15 protein-coding genes are annotated in these 21,422 nt (G+C 70.7%); 4 read left to right on the forward strand and 11 right to left on the reverse strand.

Annotated features, from left to right (window positions below; genetic code table 11):
* Positions 1 to 75: 75 nt before the first annotated feature.
* The 3 genes from KY572_RS20530 to KY572_RS20540 form a co-directional block, all read right to left on the reverse strand.
* Complete coding sequence (locus tag KY572_RS20530; protein ID WP_224244593.1) at positions 76 to 1,032, reverse strand: hypothetical protein; 957 nt, start codon at positions 1,030 to 1,032, stop codon at positions 76 to 78.
* Complete coding sequence (locus KY572_RS20535) at positions 1,032 to 3,686, reverse strand: TonB-dependent receptor domain-containing protein (RefSeq protein ID WP_224244594.1); 2,655 nt, start codon at positions 3,684 to 3,686, stop codon at positions 1,032 to 1,034. The genes KY572_RS20530 and KY572_RS20535 overlap by 1 nt, the downstream gene beginning before the upstream one ends.
* A gap of 92 nt (positions 3,687 to 3,778) precedes the next feature.
* On the reverse strand, positions 3,779 to 5,368 hold the full coding sequence (locus KY572_RS20540; protein ID WP_224244595.1) for a methyl-accepting chemotaxis protein: 1,590 nt from the start codon (positions 5,366 to 5,368) through the stop codon (positions 3,779 to 3,781).
* Positions 5,369 to 5,603: 235 nt separating this feature from the next.
* Between KY572_RS20540 and KY572_RS20545 the strand changes: the two genes are divergently transcribed.
* Positions 5,604 to 6,254, forward strand: a complete 651-nt coding sequence (locus KY572_RS20545) for a class I SAM-dependent methyltransferase (RefSeq protein ID WP_224244596.1) — start codon at positions 5,604 to 5,606, stop codon at positions 6,252 to 6,254.
* Positions 6,255 to 6,269: 15 nt separating this feature from the next.
* On the opposite strand, the gene rapZ is transcribed toward KY572_RS20545, so the two are convergent.
* Positions 6,270 to 7,133: an RNase adapter RapZ gene (gene rapZ, locus KY572_RS20550; RefSeq protein WP_224244597.1), complete on the reverse strand. Its 864-nt coding sequence runs from the start codon at positions 7,131 to 7,133 to the stop codon at positions 6,270 to 6,272.
* On the reverse strand, positions 7,130 to 8,104 hold the full coding sequence (gene hprK / locus KY572_RS20555) for an HPr(Ser) kinase/phosphatase (protein ID WP_224244598.1): 975 nt from the start codon (positions 8,102 to 8,104) through the stop codon (positions 7,130 to 7,132). Before hprK ends, rapZ begins: the two co-directional genes overlap by 4 nt.
* A gap of 50 nt (positions 8,105 to 8,154) precedes the next feature.
* Here hprK and KY572_RS20560 point away from each other — a divergent pair, with 50 nt between their 5' ends.
* Both KY572_RS20560 and KY572_RS20565 read left to right on the forward strand, forming a co-directional pair.
* Positions 8,155 to 9,627 (forward strand): glycosyltransferase family protein, encoded by a 1,473-nt coding sequence (locus KY572_RS20560; protein WP_224244704.1) that lies wholly within the window; start codon positions 8,155 to 8,157, stop codon positions 9,625 to 9,627.
* A gap of 59 nt (positions 9,628 to 9,686) precedes the next feature.
* The gene (locus tag KY572_RS20565) at positions 9,687 to 10,037 is read left to right on the forward strand and encodes a histidine triad nucleotide-binding protein (protein ID WP_224244599.1); all 351 of its coding nucleotides are present in this window, start codon (positions 9,687 to 9,689) and stop codon (positions 10,035 to 10,037) included.
* Positions 10,038 to 10,047: 10 nt separating this feature from the next.
* Here the strand turns inward: KY572_RS20565 and KY572_RS20570 are convergent, their stop codons facing one another.
* Positions 10,048 to 10,905 carry a carboxypeptidase-like regulatory domain-containing protein gene (locus KY572_RS20570; protein ID WP_224244600.1) on the reverse strand — a complete coding sequence of 286 codons (858 nt, stop codon included), beginning with the start codon at positions 10,903 to 10,905 and terminating at the stop codon, positions 10,048 to 10,050.
* Between the two features lie 189 nt (positions 10,906 to 11,094).
* On the opposite strand from KY572_RS20570, the gene KY572_RS20575 reads away from it, so the two are divergent.
* Positions 11,095 to 11,865 carry a YoaK family protein gene (locus KY572_RS20575; RefSeq protein WP_224244601.1) on the forward strand — a complete coding sequence of 257 codons (771 nt, stop codon included), beginning with the start codon at positions 11,095 to 11,097 and terminating at the stop codon, positions 11,863 to 11,865.
* A gap of 6 nt (positions 11,866 to 11,871) precedes the next feature.
* Here the strand turns inward: KY572_RS20575 and KY572_RS20580 are convergent, their stop codons facing one another.
* From KY572_RS20580 to KY572_RS20600, 5 genes are all read right to left on the reverse strand, one after another.
* On the reverse strand, positions 11,872 to 13,923 hold the full coding sequence (locus KY572_RS20580) for a chloride channel protein (protein ID WP_224244602.1): 2,052 nt from the start codon (positions 13,921 to 13,923) through the stop codon (positions 11,872 to 11,874).
* A gap of 928 nt (positions 13,924 to 14,851) precedes the next feature.
* The gene (locus tag KY572_RS20585) at positions 14,852 to 15,064 is read right to left on the reverse strand and encodes a hypothetical protein (protein ID WP_224244603.1); all 213 of its coding nucleotides are present in this window, start codon (positions 15,062 to 15,064) and stop codon (positions 14,852 to 14,854) included.
* 73 nt (positions 15,065 to 15,137) lie between these two features.
* Entirely contained in the window at positions 15,138 to 17,345 is a 2,208-nt protein-coding gene (locus KY572_RS20590; RefSeq protein ID WP_224244604.1) for a fused MFS/spermidine synthase, read from the reverse strand.
* Positions 17,346 to 17,453: 108 nt separating this feature from the next.
* A complete protein-coding gene (locus KY572_RS20595; protein WP_224244605.1) occupies positions 17,454 to 18,230 on the reverse strand; it encodes an ABC transporter ATP-binding protein in 777 nt (258 codons plus the stop codon).
* Positions 18,231 to 18,234: 4 nt separating this feature from the next.
* Entirely contained in the window at positions 18,235 to 21,372 is a 3,138-nt protein-coding gene (locus tag KY572_RS20600) for a serine/threonine-protein kinase (RefSeq protein WP_224244606.1), read from the reverse strand.
* Positions 21,373 to 21,422: the final 50 nt, after the last annotated feature.

Here is a 21,422-nt window from a genome sequence, read left to right on the forward strand (position 1 = left end):
TTCCGTGTAACTTCGACACCAAGCTTAGTGTCGAATCTACACGAATGCAACATCATCGCGCGCGCTTGACGGGGGCTACTCGAAGAGGACCTCGCGGCGCTCCCAGTTGGTGCCACCGCGCCCGTCGCGGACGACGACCCAGACGCTCACCCGCTCGGTCTTCTCGGCCGGCTCCCGCCAGGAGGCCTTGGGCCCGACGTTGTCGGGCGAAGGGTCTCTCGGGTCCTTCTGCCGCGTGAGGTTGCGCTGCCAGGAGCCCTTGTCGGTGAACCAGTAGAAGATGAGCCGCTCGCGCTGGAGCTCCTGCTCTCCGGTGATGCCCCGCGCCTCGTAGAACTGGGCCTCGGACTCGTCGAAGAGGGGCTCGATGTCGTGCTCGCACACCTTCACGAGGCTCTCGTCGGCCGCCTCCACCTCCTCCTTGTCCTCCTCCGGGCAGTCCCCGTACTTGAGCGTCCTCGGGGTGTCCGGGAGCCAGTCCTCGCCGTCCAGCGTGAGCCCCTTCAGCACCGGGTTCCGGTTGGGCTCCTGCCCCTCCGGCAGGACCGCCGTCACGGCGACGCTCTTCACGGCCGTCAGGGGGCCCTTGTCGGAGCTGACCTCGAGCTGGAGCTGGAGCTGCGGCGCGGGAACGTCCTCTCCGGCGGCCAGCACCCCGGCCACGTTCTCCGGCAGCGGGATGCTCTGGGAGACGGAGTTGATGGCCGCGCTGCCGCTCGTCTCCATGACGATGGTGTTGCTGTCGGTGCAGAGCTGGTCCTCGCCCTCCCCCGCCTCCGCGTTGGAGCGTGGCGGAAGGAGGCAGGACCACCAGCGCACCTCGGCGACGGCCAGCTGGTCCGCGGGGTCGGCGACCAGCGCGCGCGCCCGCACCGAGTCGGGCTGCGAGGCCCCACTGGTCAGCTCCGGCGGATCCACCTGGATGGCGAGGATGCGGCGATCGACGACCTCGCTCGAGCGCTCGAAGTCATAGGTGCAGCCCGACAGCGCCAGCAGCCCACCGAGCGGAAGCATCATCAGACGGGCGGACATCAGAACTCTCCCTTGACGCCAAAGGTGGGAAGGAACGGGAGCCCCCGGAGCGGAGCGTTCTCGCGGTAGCGGTAGTCCCAGAGCGTCGCCTCCGGGTTCGAGGCGTTGTAGACATTCTGGATGTCCAGGTAGGCCGACAGCCTCCAGCGCTCGAACGTCCAGAGGCGCTCGGCGCGGAGATCCAACTGGTGGAAGGTGGCGCCTCGCGCGGAGCCCGGCGCTCCCTCCAGCGGGAAGAACCGGCCGGTGTCCGCGTTGAAGGTGCCCCCCGTGATGGGCGTCTCCGGCCGGCCCGAGGTGAGGCGGAAGCGCGCTCCCAGCTCCCAGCCGTTGGCCAGCTTGTAGGAGCCCACCACCGTGAGGATGTGGGACTGGTCGAACTCGACCGGGACGAAGGCCTCCACGTCCTCGTCGAACTGCACGGAGCGCGAGAGCGTGTAGGCCACCCATCCATAGAAGCGCTCGGTGAGCTCGTGCTTGAGCAGCACCTCGACACCGTAGGCGCGACCACGGCCGTCATTGTTGTAGACCTCGGGCTCGCGCTTGCCGTCGCGCTCCACGAAGTCCTCGGACTCGACGACGAGCTGATCGCGCCAGTTGTAGAAGCCCTGGAGGTCCAGGAGCACCGCGTCGGTGAGCTTCCACTCGATGCCTCCGGCGGTCTGCCGGCTGCGCAGCAGCCCGAGCTCCGTGTTGCCGAACGTGGGGGCGATCTCCCCCGGCTGCGGGGCCTGTCGGAAGAGGCCCACCGCCGCCTTCGCGGTGAGCACGTCGTTCACCGCGTAGCGCGTCGCGAGCCGAGGCTCGAGGGAGGGACGGAACCCGCCGGGGAGCTGGTAGCCCTCGAACCGGACGCCGGGGACGATCTTCAGCGCCTCGATGGGCGACCAGACCGCCTCCGCGTAGGCCGCGTAGGTGGAGATGTTCACGTCCTGGTCGATGACGAGGGGAGCAGGCGGCTCGGTGTCCTCCGGCCGGGCCACCCCCGGGAACTCGAAGCCGATCGAGTAGTAGTTCGCGTTGAGGTCGATGCCCGTCTCGAAGGTGAGCCCCTTGATGAGCTCCTTCTCGGCCGACCCGCGCACGTTCACGTCCCGCGACGTGATGTCTCCCTTGAACTGATCTCCGATGCGGAAGTTGAAGATGGTCAGGCCCACCGTCGGCGCCAGGCCCACCCGCCAGCCGGAGTCGGTCCGCCTGTCCCAGGAGAAGCGGAACCGGTGGAACGCCTGGAGCGTGTCCAGCGAGAAGGGCTGCGTCTCCTCCGAGCCGCTCTGCGAGAGCTCCAGCAGGTCGCTCGAGCCGAACGCCACGAACCCGAGCTGGTCCTTGCCGAGCTTCAAGTCGTAGCGCGCCTGGTAGTCCCAGTAGTACGGCGAGGCCACCGTCGAGGCCGCGCCGGGCTCGCGGACCGCCTCCAGGATGGGCGGCAGCAGCACGTCGATGTAGCTGCGCCGCGCGGAGAGCGCGAGCGAGCCGTAGTTCTTCTTCGTGCTCAGCGGCGACTCGACGTAGAAGCCCGAGTCCAGCAGGTCGATGTCCACCTGGCCGTGCAGGCGCTTTGGCTCGGGCGGGCGCGTGCCCACGTCCACGATACCCGCGATGGCTCGCCCGTACTTCGCGCCATAGGCCCCCGGGAAGAAGTCGATCCGGTCGATGAAGGACGCATTCACGACCGAGGGCCCACCCGCGAAGTGGTAGAGCAGCGGGATGGGCACCCCGTCGATCATCACCTGGGTGTCCTGCGGCTGGGCGCCGCGCACCAGCAGGGCCCCCGAGATGTAGGGGGCTCGCGCCATGCCGGGCATGTTCTGCAGCACGCGCAGCGGGTCGCCGAAGGTGCCCGGGACGCTCTGCACCTCCTGCTTCTGGAGCGTGCGCCGCGCCACCTCCTTCTTCTCACGAGCGCCCACCACCACCGTCTCGAAGCCGTTCTCGATCTTCTTCCAGATGTACGCGGTGAGGTCGGTCACCTCGCCCTCGCGCACCTCCTCGATGGTGTAGAACTTCTTGTGGCCCGGCTCGGAGATCTCCACCTTGATGCGCCCGGGCGTCACGCCGCGGATCTCGAAGGAGCCGTCCTCACCTGTCTCCGCGGTGAGCCCCTGCTCGGGCAGGAACACCGTGGCGTTGGCGACGGGATCTCTCGTGCCGCGCTGGAGCACCCGGCCGCGGAAGTTGATGGGCTTCTCGACCACGGCTTCCGGCGGCGGCTCCGGCGGCGGCTTGGGGACGAAGTGGTAGACGTACTCGATGCGGACCGGCGCGGGCTTGTGGTCCACCTCGGCCGGAGAGAACTCCAGTTGCAGCACGGCCTCGCGCGCCGCCGCGTCGAACTCGGGCCCCGCCGAGCGCGTCACCTCGGCCTGAATCACCTTGCCCGTCTCGTCGATGTCGATGAAGAAGGCCACCTCCGCCGACTCGTTGCGGGCGAGCGCCTCGGGCGGATAGGTGGCCTCGACGAACCTGAGCAGCTCGGGTGCCTTGGTGAGCTGGGGCGCGGGGGGTGGCACTCCACCGTCCGTCGGCCCCCGCTGCAGCCCGGCGCCTTCATAGGCGCTCGCGCTTCCAGCCAGCAGCGTACAGGCCAGGAGGAGAACACACGCCGCGCGTCCCCGTTCGAAGGAGCCAGGACGACGGGAATGGATGAGCATGGTCAGAGAGGGTGCTCTTACAACCTGATGAGCAATGGCCGGCCCAGGGGCCCGCATGCTTGTCCAGGGGTTTTCCTCCCGTCAAGCGCCGTTCACGCCCGGTAGCGCGTCACCACCTCGGTCAGCTTCCGGGAGACGTCGTCGAGCATCACCGCGGCGTTCTTCGTGGCGTCGAGCTCCTTCTCCGTGTCCTCCATCATCTTGGACAGCTCGATGACGGCGCCGAAGATCTGCGCGATGCCCAGGTCCTGCTGGCTGACGGCCGCGACGATCTCCCGCACCGCGTAGGTGTTGTCGCGGATGAGGGCGGACAGCTCGCGCAGGTTCTCGCCCGTGGCGCGCACCTGCTCCAGCCCGGCCTGCATGCGCTCGGCGTTGCGCTGGGTGATGCTCACCGTCTCCGCCACGGCGCGGCCCACCGCGTCGAGGATCTCCCGCACCCGCAGGGTGGCCTCGATGGACTGGTCGGCGAGCGAGCGAATCTCCCGCGCCACCACGCCGAAGCCCTTGCCGTGCTCGCCGCTGCGCACCGCCTCGATGGCGGCGTTGAGCGCGAGCATGTTGGAGCGGTCCGCCAGCTCCTTCACCGTCTTGGTGATGGCGCCGATCTGCTGGGTGCTCGCCCCCAGGTCGCGGATGCGCTGGGCGATCTCCTGCACCTGGGTGCCCATGTCCGCCAGGCCCGAGACGCCCAGGGCGATGGAGGCCTCGCCCGCGCGGCCGAGCGTGTCGGCGCGCTCGGCCACCTTGAGCACGGACCCGGCCGTCTGGGCGGCCGTGGAGGAGGTCTGCCGCAGCTGCTCCACGGTGATGCGCGTCTCGTGCAGCGCCGCGGCCTGGCTGCTGACCGTCTCCTGTTGCTGCTCGGCGGAGCGGCGCATCCTCGCGGAGGACTCGGCCAGCGTGCCGCCGGAGGCGCGCAGCTCGTGGTGGATGGTCCGCAGCCGCTCCACCATCTCCCGGAAGGCATCGGCGAGCTGGCCCACCTCGTCTCCGGAGCGGACGGGCACGGTGAGCGTCAGGTCTCCGTTCTGGCTGATCTCGTGCGCCACCCACGTGAGCGCCCGGAGCGGGTGCACCAGCGAGCCCCTCAGCCCGAAGGCCAGCAGCAGCGCCACGGCGATGCAGCCCAGCACGCCGCCCGCGAAGAGGAACGCGCCGCGCTTGAAGTTCAGCCGCAGCTCCCAGAAGGACGAGCGCACCAGGTCCGCCTCCTCCTTCGCCATGGACTCCAGCAGCTGCTCGAGCACGCGCGTCTGCTCATGGAAGCGCGCGGACTGGGACTCGACGCGCTCCGCGCCCCGGCTCGCGAGCAGCCCACGGCCCAGGCTCAGCGCCTCCTTGAAGCGCCCCTGCACGTCGGCGAGCCGCGCGGCCGGGTAGCCCTTCTGCCGCAGCGAGCTGATCTGGGCGCCGAAGTTCTTCTCGAGCGTGTCGAGCTCCTCGCGCAGGTGCGGCGGAGCCCCCTGCTCGTTCGAGGAGAGCAGGACGGTGGTCTGCTGGTGGATCGTCCTCAGCTCGAAGAGCGCCGTGGCGATCGCGAAGGAGCGCTCCAGCGAGAACTCGACTCCCTTGGCGAGCCTGTAGGACGAGACGATGTGCGCTCCCCCGAGCACAGCGAATGCCACCACGAGCAGCCCGAAGGACACATACATTCGTCGGCCGATACTGGCCCTCATCATTCCTCCTCCCCCCAGCGTCCTTCGGACTGGGGAGAGGATGCAATAGGTAGGGTTGCTTTCCCTGTAGGCCTGAATCCTCCCTGACCTGGAGGCCAGGGTTCTCCCCTGGAGGGGTATTGCGCCGGCCGGGGACCCAACGCAGAGCGTAGTGCCGCTTCCAGCGCGCTCCGGGCCTGACGCCGAAGGTGGGAGAACCCCTCTCTCCAGAGGCCCAGGTGATTAAGGTACGGCCCTCATGGCCGCCCCGAGCAACGAGGAGCACGTCCGGCAAGTGTACGGGGAGATCGCCTCCGCCTACGAGGTGCTGTTCCCCTCGCTGCACCGCTATGAAGACCGTGTGGAGCGCTTCCTGGCGGGCGGGGTTGCGCCTGGCTGCCGGGTGCTCGACGTGGGGTGCGGCACGGGCCTGCTCACCCGGCAGCTCGATGCCTCCGTGGAGGTGGTAGGGCTGGACCTGGCGCCTGAGATGCTCGAGCTGGCGCGCCAGGGACGGCCGTCGGGCACCTGGCGCGTGCACAGCTACCACGAGCCGGTTCCGCCCGAGCTGGGGCACTTCGACGCGGTGCTGGCCATCGGCTGCCTGGACTTCTGCGAGGACCTGCGGCGGGTGCTGGGCCACCTCGCCGCCGTGCTGAAGCCCGAGGGGCGGATGCTCTTCACGGTGCTCGAGCGCCGGCCGGGGCTCGAGGGGCACGAGGAGTCCCGGCGCCAGGTGCAGACGGCGGGGCCGGCGGTGTGGCTGTCCTTCCCCTCGTTCGAGGAGACGGCCTCGGCGCTGACGGCGGCGGGGCTGGTGCCGCTGCGCTACACCCACGCTCCGGGCTGGGAGCACCTCACCGAGCAGCGGACGATGTACTTCGGCTGGTGGGAGGTGGGACGGCGCTGAGCTGCGAAGGCCGCCCTACTCCTTCTCGATGTCGCGGTCCCAGAGCTGGATGCGGGGAATCTCCTCCTGGAGCCTGCGCGTCAGCTCGGCCGCGATGGCCACCGAGCGGTGCTTGCCGCCCGTGCACCCCAGCGCCACCGTGAGGTACGCCTTGCCCTCCTTCTGGTAGCGCGGGAACAGGAAGCGGCAGAGGTCCACCACCTTCTCGAGGAACTGCTGCGTCTCCTCGCGCTCCAGCACGTACGCGGCCACCCGGGGGTTCTTCCCCGTCAGCCCCTTCAGGTCCGGCACGAAGTAGGGGTTGGGCAGGAAGCGCACGTCCAGCACCAGGTCCGCCTGCGGCGGCACCCCGTGCCGGTAGCCGAACGACATCACCGACAGCGAGGGCCCCGTCGCCGGCTCCGGGCTGAAGCGCGCCTGCACCATGCGCTTCAAGTCGTGCACGTTCAGCGCGGACGAGTCGATGACCTGGTCGGCCAGCTCGCGCAAATCCCTCAGCTCACCGCGCTCGGCGGCGATGCCGTCGGCCACCGAGCCGGTGGGCGCCAGCGGGTGGCGGCGGCGCGTCTCGCTGAAGCGACGGATGAGGCTGTCGTCGCTCGAGTCCAGGAAGAGCACCTCCACCTGGTGCCCGGCGCGGCGGACCTCGTCCAGCACGCGCGGCGCCTCCTTGAGGAAGATGCCCTCGCGCACGTCCACCACGAGCGCCATCCGCTCGATCTGTCCGCTGCCGGCCAGCTCCGTGAGCTTGGGCAGCAGCAGCACCGGCAGGTTGTCGATGCAGAAGAAGCCCGAGTCCTCCAGCGCGCGGATGGCCGTGGACTTACCCGAGCCGGACATGCCGGTGATGATGACGATGTGCTTGGCGGGGGCGCTCACTCGACCTCTTCTCCCAGCGTACGACGCATCGCCCCGTCGGCGATAGCGCGATTGAGCTTCTCGGCGAACTCGCGCGCCGAGTGGTGGCCTTGAAGCTTGAGCAGGTGGTTACGAGCGGCCACCTCGATGATGGTGGCCATGTTACGGCCCGGACGCACCGGCACCACCGACAGCGGCACGTTCACCCCGATGATGTCCAGGAACCTATCTTCCACTCCCAGCCGGTCGTACTCCTGGTTGGGGTCCCACTCCTGCAACTCGATGACGTGTTCGATCTTCTTCTGCTCGCGCACGGCGGACACGCCGAACAGGTCCTTGATGTTGATGATGCCCAGGCCGCGGATCTCCATGTGGTGCTTGATGACCGGGTTGCCCGCGCCATAGACGGCGCCCGGCTTGCGGCGCGCCACGTCCACGATGTCATCGGCCACCAGCCGGTGGCCGCGCATCACCAGGTCCAGGGCGATCTCGCTCTTGCCGATGCCGCTCTTGCCCAGCAGCAGGATGCCCACGCCGAAGACGTCCATCAGCACGCCGTGCAGGCTGCTCGTCTCCGTGAGGGCCTCCTCCAGGAAGGCCTGGACCTGCTGGATGAAGGTGCTGGACAGCATCGGCGTCTTCATCAGCGCCAGCCCGGAGTTCTCGCACGCCTCCACCAGCACCCGCGGCGGCTCCATGTTCTTGGTCACCACCACGCACGCCAGGTCCTCGTTGAAGAGGCTGGCGAGCACCTCGCGCTGCTTGTCCTCCGAGAGCGTCCGCAGGTAGGAGACCTCCGTGTTGCCAAACACCTGGACGCGGTGCGGGTGCAGGTGCTCGGTGAAGCCGGCCAGCGCCAGGCCCGGCTTCTGGATGCGCGGAGAGTTGAGGGTCCGGTTCAGCCCCTTCTCACCCGCGACGAGGGTGAGCTGAAGGTCGTAGTCCCGGTCCTCGAGGAGGGCGGAGATGCGAATGGAGCGGGTTGTGCTCATCGTCAGGAAGTGGATATCACCCGGCGGACCATTTGAGATGCCTGCTCGACGTGCCGCCCACCGCTCCTACCCCTGAAGACTCCTCGTCCGAACCCTACCTCGCAAGGGGCCTTCTGGTCCTGGCTCTTCTGCTGGGGGCCATACTCCGGGTGCGGCTGGCCCTGACGGACGACGGGCTGTACTGGCCGGATGAGATCTACCAGAGCCTGGAGCCGGCGCATCGGCTGGTGTTCGGCTATGGCCTGGTTGCCTGGGAGTTCGTTGCAGGTGCACGCAACTGGGCCCTCCCCGGCCTGGTCGCCGGGCTGATGCAGGTGGCGCGGGGGCTCGGGCTGGACACGCCGGGTGGCTACCTGGGGTTCATCAAGGGGTTCTTCGCCCTGGTGGGCACCGCCACCGCGTGGGGCAGCTACCGGCTGGCTCGAAGCTATGGCGCCGGTCCGCTCGCCGCCGCCGCGGGCGCCTCGCTGCTGGCCCTGGCCTCGGTGCCCATCTACTTCGCCCCCCGGGCCATGAGCGAGAACGCCTCCGCCCTGCCCGTGGTGTGGGGGCTGGCGCTCGCGCTGGCGCCCAACGCATCGCGGCGGACGCTCGCGGTGGGTGCCTCGCTGTTGGGACTGGCGGTGCTGCTGCGCCTGCAGAACGGCATCTTCTGCGTGGGGCTGCTGGCCCTGCTGGCGGCGCGGCGGCAGTGGCGGGCGGCGGGGCTCGCGCTCGGTGTGCTCGCCGGCTGGGCCTTCCTCTTCGGGCTGCTGGACCGGCTGACGTGGGGCGAGTGGTTCCACTCGGCCCGCGTCTACCTGGAGTTCAACCTCGTGCAGCAGGGCGGCACCGGCTGGGGCACGGCGCCTCCCAGCTACTACAGCCGCGTCCTCCTGCGGGCCATGAAGGGCGTCACGCTGGTGGCCACCGGCCTGAGCCTCGTCGGCCTGTGGCGGGCTCGGGGCCTGGCGGCGCTCATCGTCTCCTTCTACGTGCTCCACGCCCTCCAGCCGCACAAGGAGCTGCGCTTCCTCATCCCCATCCTCCCCTTGTTCGCCGCGCTGGCGGGCGTGGGGCTGGAGGTGGTGATGGCCGAATGGAAGACGTACCGCATCCGAGCCGCCCTGGCCCTCATCGTCGCGGCGGTGGGGCTGGGCTCCGCCGTCGTCGCCGGCAACCTCACCTTCGGGCAGATCGGCCAGTACGAGCACACGCGGCCGCAGGTCAGCGCCTATGACGACTCGGGCCCCATCAACCGGCTGCTGGCGGTGGCGGGCCAGCGCGAGGACATGTGCGGGCTCAAGATAGAGGCCCCCGGGCACCTGGCCTGGACGGGCGGCTACAGCTACTTCCACCGCCGCGTGCCCCTGTACTGGAGCCAGGGCCCGGACCGGGGCTCGGGCCTGTTCAACTACGTCATCACCGTGCCGGAGCTCGCCTTCGGCGGCCAGCAGGTGGCGCAAGACCATGGGTTCCTCCTGCTGCGCCTGGCGCTGCCGGGCTGCACGCCCGACCCGGGCTACAGCTGGCGACTGCCATGAGTGGACGCTTCGTGCGCGAGCCCGTTCCCAGCCGCGCCCGAGGTTGGTAAGCCGTCCCCATGTCCCAGACGAACTGCCTCTTCTGCAAGATTCGAGATGGTCAGATCCCCGCCCGGGTCGTCTACCGCGACGACACGTGCATGGCCTTCGAGGACATCAACCCGCAGGCGCCCACGCACGTGCTCTTCATCCCGCTCAAGCACATCTCCACGGTGAATGACGTGGAGATGGATGACCGGCAGACGGTGGGGCACCTCTACACGGCGGCCGCGAAGGTGGCCAAGGAGCGGGGCCACGCGGACAAGGGGTACCGCCTGGTGATGAACTGCAACGAGGACGCCGGCCAGACGGTGTTCCACATCCACCTGCACCTCGTCGCGGGCCGCCCCATGGGCTGGCCGCCGGGATAGGCGCCGCCCCTCAGATGCCGCAGCGGAGCTCCTTCGACGGCGGCCGCCGAGGAGCACCCGTGTGCCGCCGCGCGCCCGGCTTCGGTAGCGCCAGCACCAGGGGCTCGGCCTGAGGCAGGCGGAGCGTCCACTCCACCGTGGAGGTGCTTCCGGGCGGGCGGCCCTCCACCGAGTAGAGGCCGGGCGCCAGTCCCTCCACGCGGAAGCGGCCCGCGGCGTCGCTCGTCACCGTCACCCGCTCCTCGGCGGGCGCGTCCGGGCGATCCTCCTGCTCCCAGCCATGGACGTCCGGCGTGAGCGTCAGCTCGGCCTCGGGGAGCGGGCTGCCCGAGCCCTGCAGCACCGTGCGCCCCGAGAGGGAGGTGGCCTCCTCCAGCCGCAGGCTCACCGGCGTGCGGGGCCCGCCCAGCGGATGCATCAGGTTGAGCCAGGCCGGAGCGAGCCCCTCGGCCCTCGCCACCAGCAGGTAGGAGCCCGCCAGCGCTGGCATCAGCAGGCGCCCATCGTTCCCGGTGGCTCCCGCGGCCGCGACGCGCCAGTCCACCCGCCCGGTGTCGGGGATTCGCCCATCCCTTCGGTAGAGCCGCACCTGCGCGCGCGGCACCGGCAGCCCCCCGGACATCACCTGAAGATCGAGCAGCCCGTCCGCCTCGCTGGCCGCCTCGGCCACGGGGAGCGTCCGCACCTCCCCGGGTGGGCCGGAGGGAAGCCCCAGGGCCTCCACGCGCGGCGGAGCTTCCGAGGCCTCGGCCTGCTCGCGGGGCTCGACCTGATGGGCCGCCCGCTCTTCCGCCCGGCCATACAGGGCCAGGCCGATGGCGGTCGCCACCACCGCGAACACCCACGCTCTGCCGAGAAACCTCCGCATCCCTGCCTCCACGCCTGCCCCCAGCCTGAAGGCCGACGCTTTGACCAGCAACAACATGGAGGAGATAGCGGTTCCCTCGAGTACGTGCCAGGCCATTCCCTGCCTGCCCTCCGGAGGGCCGAGCGGGACTTCCGACTGAACAGACGAGAGGCGGGTGTTAGCATCCCCGCAGTCCCGAGCCTTCGCTCAATGCCCTTTTCCAGCGCCGAGATATCTCCCGCCAGCCGCCGCGCGTACATGCTGCTTGCCCTGCTCCTGGCCAGCGTGGCGGGAGAGGTGAACGCGATCAGCTTCTTCGCGCTCGGCACGCACACGTCCCACATGACGGGCAACCTGGCCAACGTGGGCGAGTACCTCGCCAAGGGGACATGGGACCTGGCGGTGGAGGCGGGCCTGCTCGTCTTCGCGTTCCTGCTGGGGGCCGTCACCGCCACGGTGTTGATGGACATGTCGCGCCGCCGGCCGCGGGGACGGCACGCCATGGCACTGCTGGTGGAGGCGCTGACGCTGGCGGCCGTGGGGCTGTGGGCCACTCGGCACCCGGGGTTGAAGGAGCCCACCATTGGCTGGGGCATGGCCTACGCCATGGGCATCCAGAACGCGCTCGTCACCCGCGTGTCGGGCGCCGTGGTGCGCACCACGCACATGACGGGCGTCGTCACGGACATCGGCATCCAGCTCGTGAAGATGATGACGTGGGTCCGCGATGGGGCCCGGGGCCATGGGCTCGGCGGGCTGGTGTGGATGATCCGCAGGCTGCCCACGGCCGAGCAGTTCGCACGCACCCGGCTGCACCTGGGGCTGGCCACGGCGTTCCTCATCGGGTGCACCGTGGGGCCGCTGCTCTTCTTCCACTTCGGCGCGGCCGCCATGGCCATGCCGTGCGCCGTCCTGACGCTGCTGGTGGTGCTCGACCTGAGCCCGGCCGGAGCGTATGCGCCGGTGACTCCCGGCTCCTGAGCCGGCTCAGGGCCGCAGCTCGGTGACTCCGACGGGGTGCTCGTGCAGCGGGGCCGAGTGGTGGCCCGCCTGGAGGAAGCGCTCCAGGCCCATGCGCGTCACCACGCCCACGCGCTCGCCGCCCTCCACCGCGAGCACGTTCACGGACTGCGCGTCCATCGTCGCCAGGGCCTCGGCCACCGGCGTCTCCTGGGAGAGCGCGGGCCCGGCGTCCAGCAGCGCCTCCACGGTGGCGGCCTCTCCCGCCTGCCGCCAGCGCTCGCCCAGCGCGCCCGCCACCACCACGCCTCTCAGACGCCCGTCCGCGCCACGCACCGGCAGCGCCGCCGATACCGAGGAGAGCAGGCGCTCGCGCAGGGCGGTGGCGGGGAGCTCCGGCGCCACGGGCTCCTCCCAGGTGACCAGCTCCCGCACGGGCGTGCGCCTCAGCGCGAGCCTGTGCGCTCCGGCGCGTGCCGCGCGGCGCTCGACCAGCACGTGGCAGAGCGCGGAGGCCAGCGTGCAGGTGACCATGAGCGGGAGGATGATGGCGTAGTTACCGCTCAGCTCGTACACCATCATCATCCCCGTGAGCGGCCCGCGCGTCATGGCCGCCACGGCTCCGCCCATGCCCACCATGGCGTAGGCGCCGCTGGGCGCGGTGACGGAGGGCACGAGCGTCTGCAGCACCTCGCCGAAGGCCCCGCCCGCCATCGCGCCGATGACCGTCACCGGGAAGAAGGTGCCTCCCGAGCCTCCCGAGCCCAGCGTCAGCGCGGTGGCCACCAGCTTGAGCACGCACCCGGAGGCGAGCAGGGCCAGCGGCAGGCCTCTCACCAGCGCCTCGTTGGCGAACTCGTGCCCCGTGCCCCAGACGATCGGGTGCGCCAGCGCGAGCAGCCCCACCAGCAGCCCCCCAAGCGCCGCGCGGATGGGCAGGGGCTGCTGGCCGAGCCAGGCGGACACTCGCCCCGGGCGGCGGCCCTGGAAGAACTCCTCCACGCCGTGCAGCGCCTGGATGAAGGCGTAGGCCAGGGCGCCGCAGATCAACCCGAGCGCGGTGTAGAAGACGATCTCCCAGCCGCTGACCATCATGTACGCCACGCGCTCGAGCATGGCGGCGCTGCCCATGATGCCGCGGCTGACCATGGTGGCGGTGACGCTGGCGAGGATGATGGGGGAGAAGACGCGGAGCTGGAACTCGCGCAGGAGGATCTCCATCGCGAAGATGGCGCCGGCGATGGGAGCGTTGAAGGAGGCGGCGATGCCCGCGCCCGCGCCGCTGGCCATGAGGATGGACAGCTCCCGCTGGGTGAAGCCGAGGGTGCGGCCGACCTCGGAGCCGAAGGCGGCGCCGCCGTAGACGATGGGGCCCTCGCGTCCCGCCGAGCCGCCGGTGCCGATGGTGACGGCCGAGGCGGCCAGCTTGAGCAGGCCATCCCGCGCGGAGAGACGTCCCTCGCTCTCCACGGCCTTGACGACCTCGGGCACGCCGTGGCCGTGAGTCTCTGGCCTGTCCCGGAGCAGCCGCCCCACCACCGCGCCACCCAGGGCGGGGGCGAGGACCACGAAGAAGGGAGACAGCTCCTCGAGGTCCTTGCCCATGCCGTGCGCGTGGCTCAGCAGGGTGTTCACCGCGGCCAGCGCCACGAGGGGGTAGTAGAGCGACAGCGCGCCGAGCACGAGCAGCGCGAGCACCTCGAGGCGGCGGCGCACCACCTCCCGGCCATCACCGGGCTGGATGAGGCGAGCCAGGCCGAGCGCGCCCAGGCCCAGGGGGATGCCGACGATGATGAACTCGAAGTGCCAGCGGGCCGCCGTGAGCGCCTCGGTGAGGAGCAGCCGGGCCTCCGAGTCCGAGCGGAAGGCGTCCACCAGGAGCGGGAAGCCCAGGCTCAGCCCGCGAACGAGCAGGATGAGGTTGGCGAAGAGGCCGGCGGCCAGACCGCTGTAGACGCCCACGACGGCGCCAGCCACGGGCAGCACCGAGGGCCCTGGCAACCGGAGTCGCTGGATGGCCGCCAGCAGCCGTCGCACCGCTCCGCGCAGCCCTGCGCCCAGCATCGAGGAGGCCGACATCGCCCGGAGCTTGGCACAAGCGCTCGGCGTCAGTCCTCCAAGTACCACTCCGGCCTGCAGAGCCAGGGCGAATCCGTTGGAAACTGAAGACAGGTGAAGCCCACGCCACAGGCCTCGGGCTCCGAAGGAGAGCAGAGGCGTTCGCAGCCCGTCGGGCGGCAGGCGTAGCCCTCGGGACAAGGCTCGTCTTCCGGGTCGCCACAATGCTGGACACACCGCAGCCATGCTTCCCCAGGTCGCTGCGGCACGAGGTAGTCGTCGCACCGGTGTCGGTCAGGACATGGTGTCTGCTGGCAGTTGCTGCCGTGCACCACCGCGCACGTAGAGGCTCCATCTTGCGGCGTCCGGATGCACTCCTGCCCCTGCGGGCAGCCCTTTGCCTCGCACGTGGGCAGGCATGCCGGCTCCGGTGCTAGATCCGCGCAGAAGAACCCCTCCGGGCAGGTAGACGGGACATCCTTGCGACAGGGCCGACTGCACCAGCCATCACCGGCGCAGACAAGACCGGGGCGACATCCGTCCTCTTGGTTCGAGGGCAGCTTGGAACAGCGCTCCCCTTCCTCACGCACACCCAATGCCACACAGCGGCGGACCCAAGGCCCGTGCGCTGTGGTCAGCACGCGACAGACCTGGCCCTCCTGGCACTGCGCATCCGTCATACACTCGCTATCGGTGCAGTAGTGCTTCCTGGCTCGCGCATCCGACAGACAGCCCAAAGGGGGTTCGCAGGCTGCATTTGAAGAACAGCGGCGCTTGTATGTAGTCAGAACCTTCCGCTCCTCGAAGGCCAGAACAGGGCTGATCTTCGCCGACACCGACTCCGCCCCCGATGAATGGAGCGGTCGATACAAGACGGACTGAGCCAGCCATGCCAGCGGCAGCACCAGGAGAAGTCCCAGGCAGGCTCCGAGGGCAGCACGCCAGTTCACTAACCGCATATCTCCAGGCACTCTTTGGTCGTGTCTTTCCCCTCCCCGCAGAGTGCGTCATAGACCTCTTTCGTGCAGTCAGGGCGCGCGAGGTTCTCCTCGGCATCTTTGTGCACGGCACGGTCGATGGTCCCCTCGCGCCCGAAGGCATGGGGACAGGCCGTCAGCCCGAGCAGCCACACGAAACAGGCACCTACGCGCAACGAGCGCATCCGTTCCTCTCCCATCAGGGCAGCGTGCACCGGAGAGGCTACTCCAGGACCCCCGCGATGGTTCGGCGGAATCTCAGGGGGAAGCCGGCTGGGCCACGGGCACGGCGGAGGGGGGCTCGGTGATGGTCCGCGCATTGACCAGCGGGCGTAAGAGCCGGAGCACGGGCAGCACGCTGCTGCGGTCATCCGTCCAGGTGATCGTCGGAGGCTCCGCCAGCTCCAGGCGGTGCACCTTCCCACTCGACTGGGCGAAGGTCCGCCCCCAGGAGAACGCCGCGTCCGGGCTGAGGATCATCCACTGGCTGCGCAGCGCATCCCCCTTCGTCTCGTTGATGGCCATCGTGGCGTGCATCCCGAAGGCTCGAGCATGCGCCAGCGCGATGGGCACCAGGTCCAGGTGCACGTTGCTGATGTGCAGCGCCAGCACACCATGGGGCGCCAGGTGCTTGCGATACACCGCCACCGACTCCTCGGTGAGCAGGTGCATCGGGATCGAGTCCGAGCTGAACACGTCCAGCGCGAGCACGTCGAACGCCTGCGCCTCGCCCCGCTCCAGCTCCTGCTCCAGGGAGATGCGCGCATCCCCCTCCACCACCTCCACCTTCGCCCCGGTGTCCTTCAGGAAGCTGAAGTAGTCCCCCTCGCCCTGCGCCAGGGAGATGACCTTCGGGTTGATCTCGTAGAAGCGCACCGTGTCACCCGCCTGGGTGAGCGCCGCGCTCGTGCCCACGCCCAGCCCCAGCACCCCGATGCGCAGCCCTGCCGACTGCCCCCGGGCCTCCCGCACGCGCCGGAGCTCGGCGATGGTCAGTCCCAGGCCACTCTCCGGAGTGAAGTACGCCGTGGCCTGCCGCCGCCGATCCGGCGAGGCGAACTGGACGCCATGGGTGATGGCGCCGTGCTTGAGCGTGTACTGGTGCCGGTACGCATCGCCCCTGGCGCTCTCGAGCACCTGCACCACCCCGAAGAAGTTGCGCGCTGTCAGCCGCACCTCCTTCCGGCTGTCCGCCACCGCCACCACCAGCCCGCACACCACGCCCGCCAGCACGAAGACGCGCAGGTTCCGTCCCAGCCGCGCCACCGGCTGCTCCCCCGCGGGGCGCGGCAGGAGCACCACCAGCGCCACCAGGCAGCACGCCGCCAGCGCCAGCGGGTACTCCGCGTACGTATCGAAGACTCGCGGCGCCACGATGCTGACGATGATGCCGCCCAGCACCCCGCCCACCGAGACCCAGAGATAGAAGGCGCTCAAGTAGCGAGGCGAGGGCCGCAGGCGCACCAGCTCGCCGTGGCACACCATGCAGCCCGCCAGCAGCGCTCCGCCGTGCGCCAGCAGCTGCAGCGTCAGCGGGAAGTGCGGCCCCTCGAAGATGGAGCGGATGACGCCCCCCACCGTGATGATGAGCAGCAGGATGCACACCGAGCGCGGGTACAGCGTCTCCCGCTCGAAGGTCAGGATGAAGGTGAGCAGGTACAGCGCCAGCGGCAGCACCCAGAGGAACGGACCGGCCGCCACGTCCTGCGAGAGCTGGTTCGTCGTGGCCAGCAGCAGCACCGACGCGCACGCGCTCAGCCCCAGCCACGCCAGCGTCCTTCCGAGCCCCGGACGCGTCCCCTCCTCCGCCGACGGCTCCTGACGAGGAGCAGCTCCAGGCTCGGGTGCCGACACCGCCTCCCGCTTCCACAAGTCCCAGGCGCACACCCCGCAGCCCACGACGAACAGAACGAAGCCCACCGCCCAGCCCCAGCCCTGCACGCTGCGTGGCACATACGGTTCGACGAGGAGGGGGTAGCTCAGCAGCGCCAGCAGCGAGCCCGCGTTCGACAGCGCGTAGAGCCGATAGGGCGAGGCCCCCGGCCGCGAGCGGGCAAACCAGCTCTGCAAGAGCGGCGCGCTGGTGGACAGCACGAAGAAGGGCAGGCCGATGGTCACCGCCAGCATCGCCAGCAGCCGGCCGGTGAGCCCCTCCACCCCTTCCGGCCGCCACTCCGGCCCGGGCGCCACCGGCGAGCCCACCCACAGCGCACGCACCGCGAGCACCCCCACCGTCAGCCCCAGCAGCCCCAGGTGCAGCTTCACCTGGGAGCGCGGCGCCAGGCGCGTGGCCACCCCGTGCGCATACGCGTAGCCGGCCAGCAGCGCCGCCTGGAAGAAGAGCATGCAGGCCGTCCACACCGCCGGCGTGCCGCCGAACCACGGCAGCGCGAACTTGCCCACCAGCGGCTGGACTCCAAAGAGCAGGAAGGCGCTGGCGAACAGGGTCAGGGCGTACCGAGGCATCGGGCGCGTAGGCTACACCGCCAGAGCCAGCCTGCCCCACCCCGCGAGCACCTCACTCGCCCGCCTGCCGCGACCACCAAGGGAGCAGGCATCGGCAGCCGCCGCCCCTCACCGGGCCCGGGGAGCGAAGAGCCGTGCCCCCGAGGGCGCCTGCGCCATCTCCATGGGCAGGTCATACAGCGCCTCGAGCCGCTCGCGCTCCAGCACCGTGTCCACCGGCCCCTGTGCCAGCACCCGGCCGTCCCGCATCAGCAGCGCGTGGGTGGCGAAGGCCGCGGCGAGGTTCACGTCATGCAGCACCGCCACCGCGCCCAGCCCCGCCTCCACCCGCGCCCTCACCCGGGCGAGCGCCCCCACCTGGTGGGCCACATCCAGGAAGGCGGTGGGCTCGTCCAGCAGCAGCAGCGCGGGCTCCTGCACCAGCCCGCGAGCCAGCAGCAACATCCGGCGCTCGCCGCCGGACATGGCCTCACCCGGCCGCTCCGCCAGGTGCGCCACGCCCAGCTCCTCCAGCACCGCGCGCGCCAGCGTGACGTCTCGCTCGGAGGTGAGGCCCCACAGCCCCAGGTGCGGGCTGCGCCCCATCAGCACCAGCTCCAGCCCGCTGAAGCCCTCCGCCGGCTCGAACGTCTGCGGCACCCACGCCACGCTCCGGGCCAGCTCGCGCGACTCCCACCGCGCCCGCTCCCGGCCCAGCAGCCGCACGCCTCCGCGCGTCCAGGGCAGCACGCCCAGCACCGCGCGCAGCAGCGTGCTCTTGCCCGTGCCGTTGGGCCCGAGCACCGCCCACAGCTCCCCGGCCCGCACCGAGAAGTCCACCCCCTGCAGCACGGGCGAGGAGCCATAACCCCCTTGAAGCCCCTGTGTCTCGAGCAGCGGCGCCACGGGCTCAGTTGCGCTTCTGCTCGAAGAGCCTGCGCAGCGTCCTCACCTCTTTGTGAAGACTCTGGCTGTACTCGTCACCCAGCTCGTTCATGCTCTCCTTCGCCTCCTCGTAACGGGGGCAGAAGATGGCGATGCGGCTGCTCTCGCACGGCTGATCCTGGGTGAACTTCCCATAGAGGCTGCGCACCGCGCTCCAGTCCTTCTGGAGCTCGGTGGCCTCCCTGCTGCGCGGGCCCTTCTTGGAGGGCCGCGTGTTCGCCTTCTTGGCCGGAGGCGGCGGCGCGTCGGGCAGCGGAACGAAGAAGTCATCCTCGACGGCGGCCTCGGGGCTGGCCGTCTCGGCGGGCGGAGGCGTGGACGGAGCCGCGGCAGCCTTGGCCGCATCGTTGGCGGGAGGCGCGGCCACGGGCGCCGGAGGCACGATGGGCGTCGGGTTCGCGGCCGCGGGCGCCATCCCCGGCGGGCCACTCGGAGGCTCCACTCGGGGAATGGGCGTGGCCGGCGCGGGCTTGGGCGGAGCATCGTCCGTCAGCTTCAGCGCGTGCTGCAGCTGCGGCAGCGCCACCACCACGGCGGCTCCGGCCACCACCAGCAGCAGGAAGCTCACGAGGACCCACGCCCACGAGCGCTTCCGAGCGGGCTCCGGCGCCGCGCCACGCCGCGCGTCCTCTCGCTGCGCACGGCGGCTGCTCTCCCCGGGCCGGGTGGGGATCGGCGTCTTCCGGGTGTCATCGCGGGGATCCCGAGGCGCGTCCGCCCCTCCATCCTCGATCTCGATGACCACGGGCCCGGAGTCTTCCTGCTCGGCGCTCGCGTCCTCTTGCTCCTCGCGCTCCACGGGGCGCTGCGCGCGCAGGTGGGGGCGAGACACGGACGGCATTCCCGTGGCCGACGCGCGGGTGCGACGCGGAGCCTTCGGGCGCGCCGGCGTCGGCTCCTCCAGCACGCCGTTGATGATGACCTGCTCCTCGGCCTCCTGGTGCGCTCGGAAGGCATCCTCATCCAGCACGACGCGCGGCTGCGTGTCTTCCGGAGGCTTCGAGGAGGCCATCAGGTAGCTGGGATGCGTGTCGTCCAGGCCGCGGCGGCTCGGATCGGGGCGCTCGTCCTCGCCCTCCGCTGACAGCTGCTGCGCGGGATCCATGGCCCAGACCGGCGCCTCTCCCATATCGGACTGAGCCGCGCGAGACGACGCGGAGCCGCGCGACCACTCCCGCGAGGAGGCAGGGGGCGCCTCGGAGGGCGGCTCCTCGTCCGGGACGGGAGGCGGCGCTGGCTCACGCATCGGATGGGCATCCGGCGGAGTGAGGCTCGCGGGCGGAGGCGGCGGCATGGCCGACGCGGAGCCTGGCCCCTGCGCCTCGGGAGTCCCCACCGTCGCGAGGTTCTGGAGGGTGAGAGCCTGCGAGCGGGCCACGTCGGGACCGCGAGGCTCATGCGCGTGCGCGCTGGCGGGCGACGGGGGCGGCATCGGCGCGCGCTGCGCCTCGACGGCCTTGAACGAGCCGGTGCCAGGCGCGGACGGAGCCCCCGCGCGCGGCACCTCTCCGGACCTCGGCGCGGGAGCGCCGCCAGAAGGCGGCGGAGGCGGCACGGCAGCCCGCGCCGGCTCCAGCGCCTTGAGCGAGGGCGAGCTGGCAGGCGGCGGAGGGACCTTCGGGGCCTCCAGCGTCCGCGCGGTGCCCGCGGTCTGCGCCGGCGGAGCCACACCGGGTGGCACGGCCGCCGCGGGGACGTACGGAATCGCCACCTCCAGCGTCGGCGCGCTCGTGCGCGGGGACGAGGGCGCCGCCGTGCCCACGGGCAGCGGAGGCGTCCGCTCGTGTGGATCGGTGCGCACCTCCACCGTGACGGTGTCGGTGGTGGGCGAGGTGGAGGAGAGCGACGGGCGCACGCGGGCACGAGCGGCCGCATCCAGCGCCTCGAAGGAGACGGCGGGACGCGTCTCCGCCACCGCCACCCCCGGCCGCGTCTCCTCATCATGCACCGAGGCCCCCGGCCGGCTGCGAGGCGTCGGCTGGAAGGAGAGCGGCTGGGTGGGCGGGTCCAGCTTGATGGTCTTCGGCGGGAGGCTGGGCACCGGGAAGCGCGCGCCCGGATCCGTGTCCAGCTCGGAGCGAGGGGGAAGCTCGCCCGTCTTCGACACCTCCTTGAGCTGCGCCAGCAGCTTGCGCTCGCCCTGGAACTCGGCGGCGAACAAGTCACGCATGAAGCGGCTGACGCTCTCCGGGCCCGCGCTCGGATCGATCTCCATCAGCACGCTCACCAGCTTGCCGCGGAACTCCTCGGCCGTCTGGAAGCGCTGGGCCGGCTCCACCGCCAGCGCCTTCATCACCAGCTGCGCCACGGGCGGCGGCGTGAACGGCTCCACCTCGAGCAGCGGGACGATGCGCGGGTTGGCCACCGCGGACATCAGCTCGCCGGAGTGCACGCTGTCGAAGGGGTTCTTGCCGGCGATGAGCTCGTAGAGGCACAGCCCCACCGCGTACAGGTCGCTGCGGCGGTCCACCTGCTGGTGCTTCGCCTGCTCCGGGGACATGTAGAGGAACTTGCCCAGGATGATGCTCGGGTTGGTCTTCGCCGCCGACAGCCGGCTCTTGGCCAGCCCGAAGTCGATCACCTTCACCTCCCCCTCGTAGGAGATGAGGATGTTCTGCGGCGAGATGTCCCGGTGGACGAGGTGGATCTCCTTCTCGTCGTCGTCCCGCTTGCGGTGCGCGTACGCCAGCGCGTCCAGCACCCGCCCCATCACGAACAGCACGAAGGTGAGCGGCAGCGGCACGCCCTTGTCGCGCACGCGCCCGGCCACCTTTCTCAGGTCCTTGCCGTCCACGTACTCGAGGGCCATGTACGCATCGCCCTCGTGCAGCCCCATGTCCAGCACCTGGGCGATGGAGCCGTGCTGCAGCTTCACCAGCGTGCGCGCCTCACCCACGAAGCGGTCGACGAACTCCTTGTCCTCGGCCAGCTGGGGAAGGATCTTCTTGATGACGCACAGCTTCTCGAAGCCCTGCGCTCCCTCCAGCCGCGCCAGGTAGATCTCCCCCATCCCGCCCGTCGCCAGGTGGGACAGGAGCGTGTACCGGCCGAACGGCTGCGGCCGGAAGGGACGCAGCCGGGCTGAGGAGGGAGACGTGTTCATTCGGTGTGGGGGCCCACGGTCCACGCATTCAAGCCTGTTTCGGGGCCGCC

The organism is Hyalangium gracile (assembly GCF_020103725.1).
GTDB classification, from domain to species: domain Bacteria; phylum Myxococcota; class Myxococcia; order Myxococcales; family Myxococcaceae; genus Hyalangium; species Hyalangium gracile.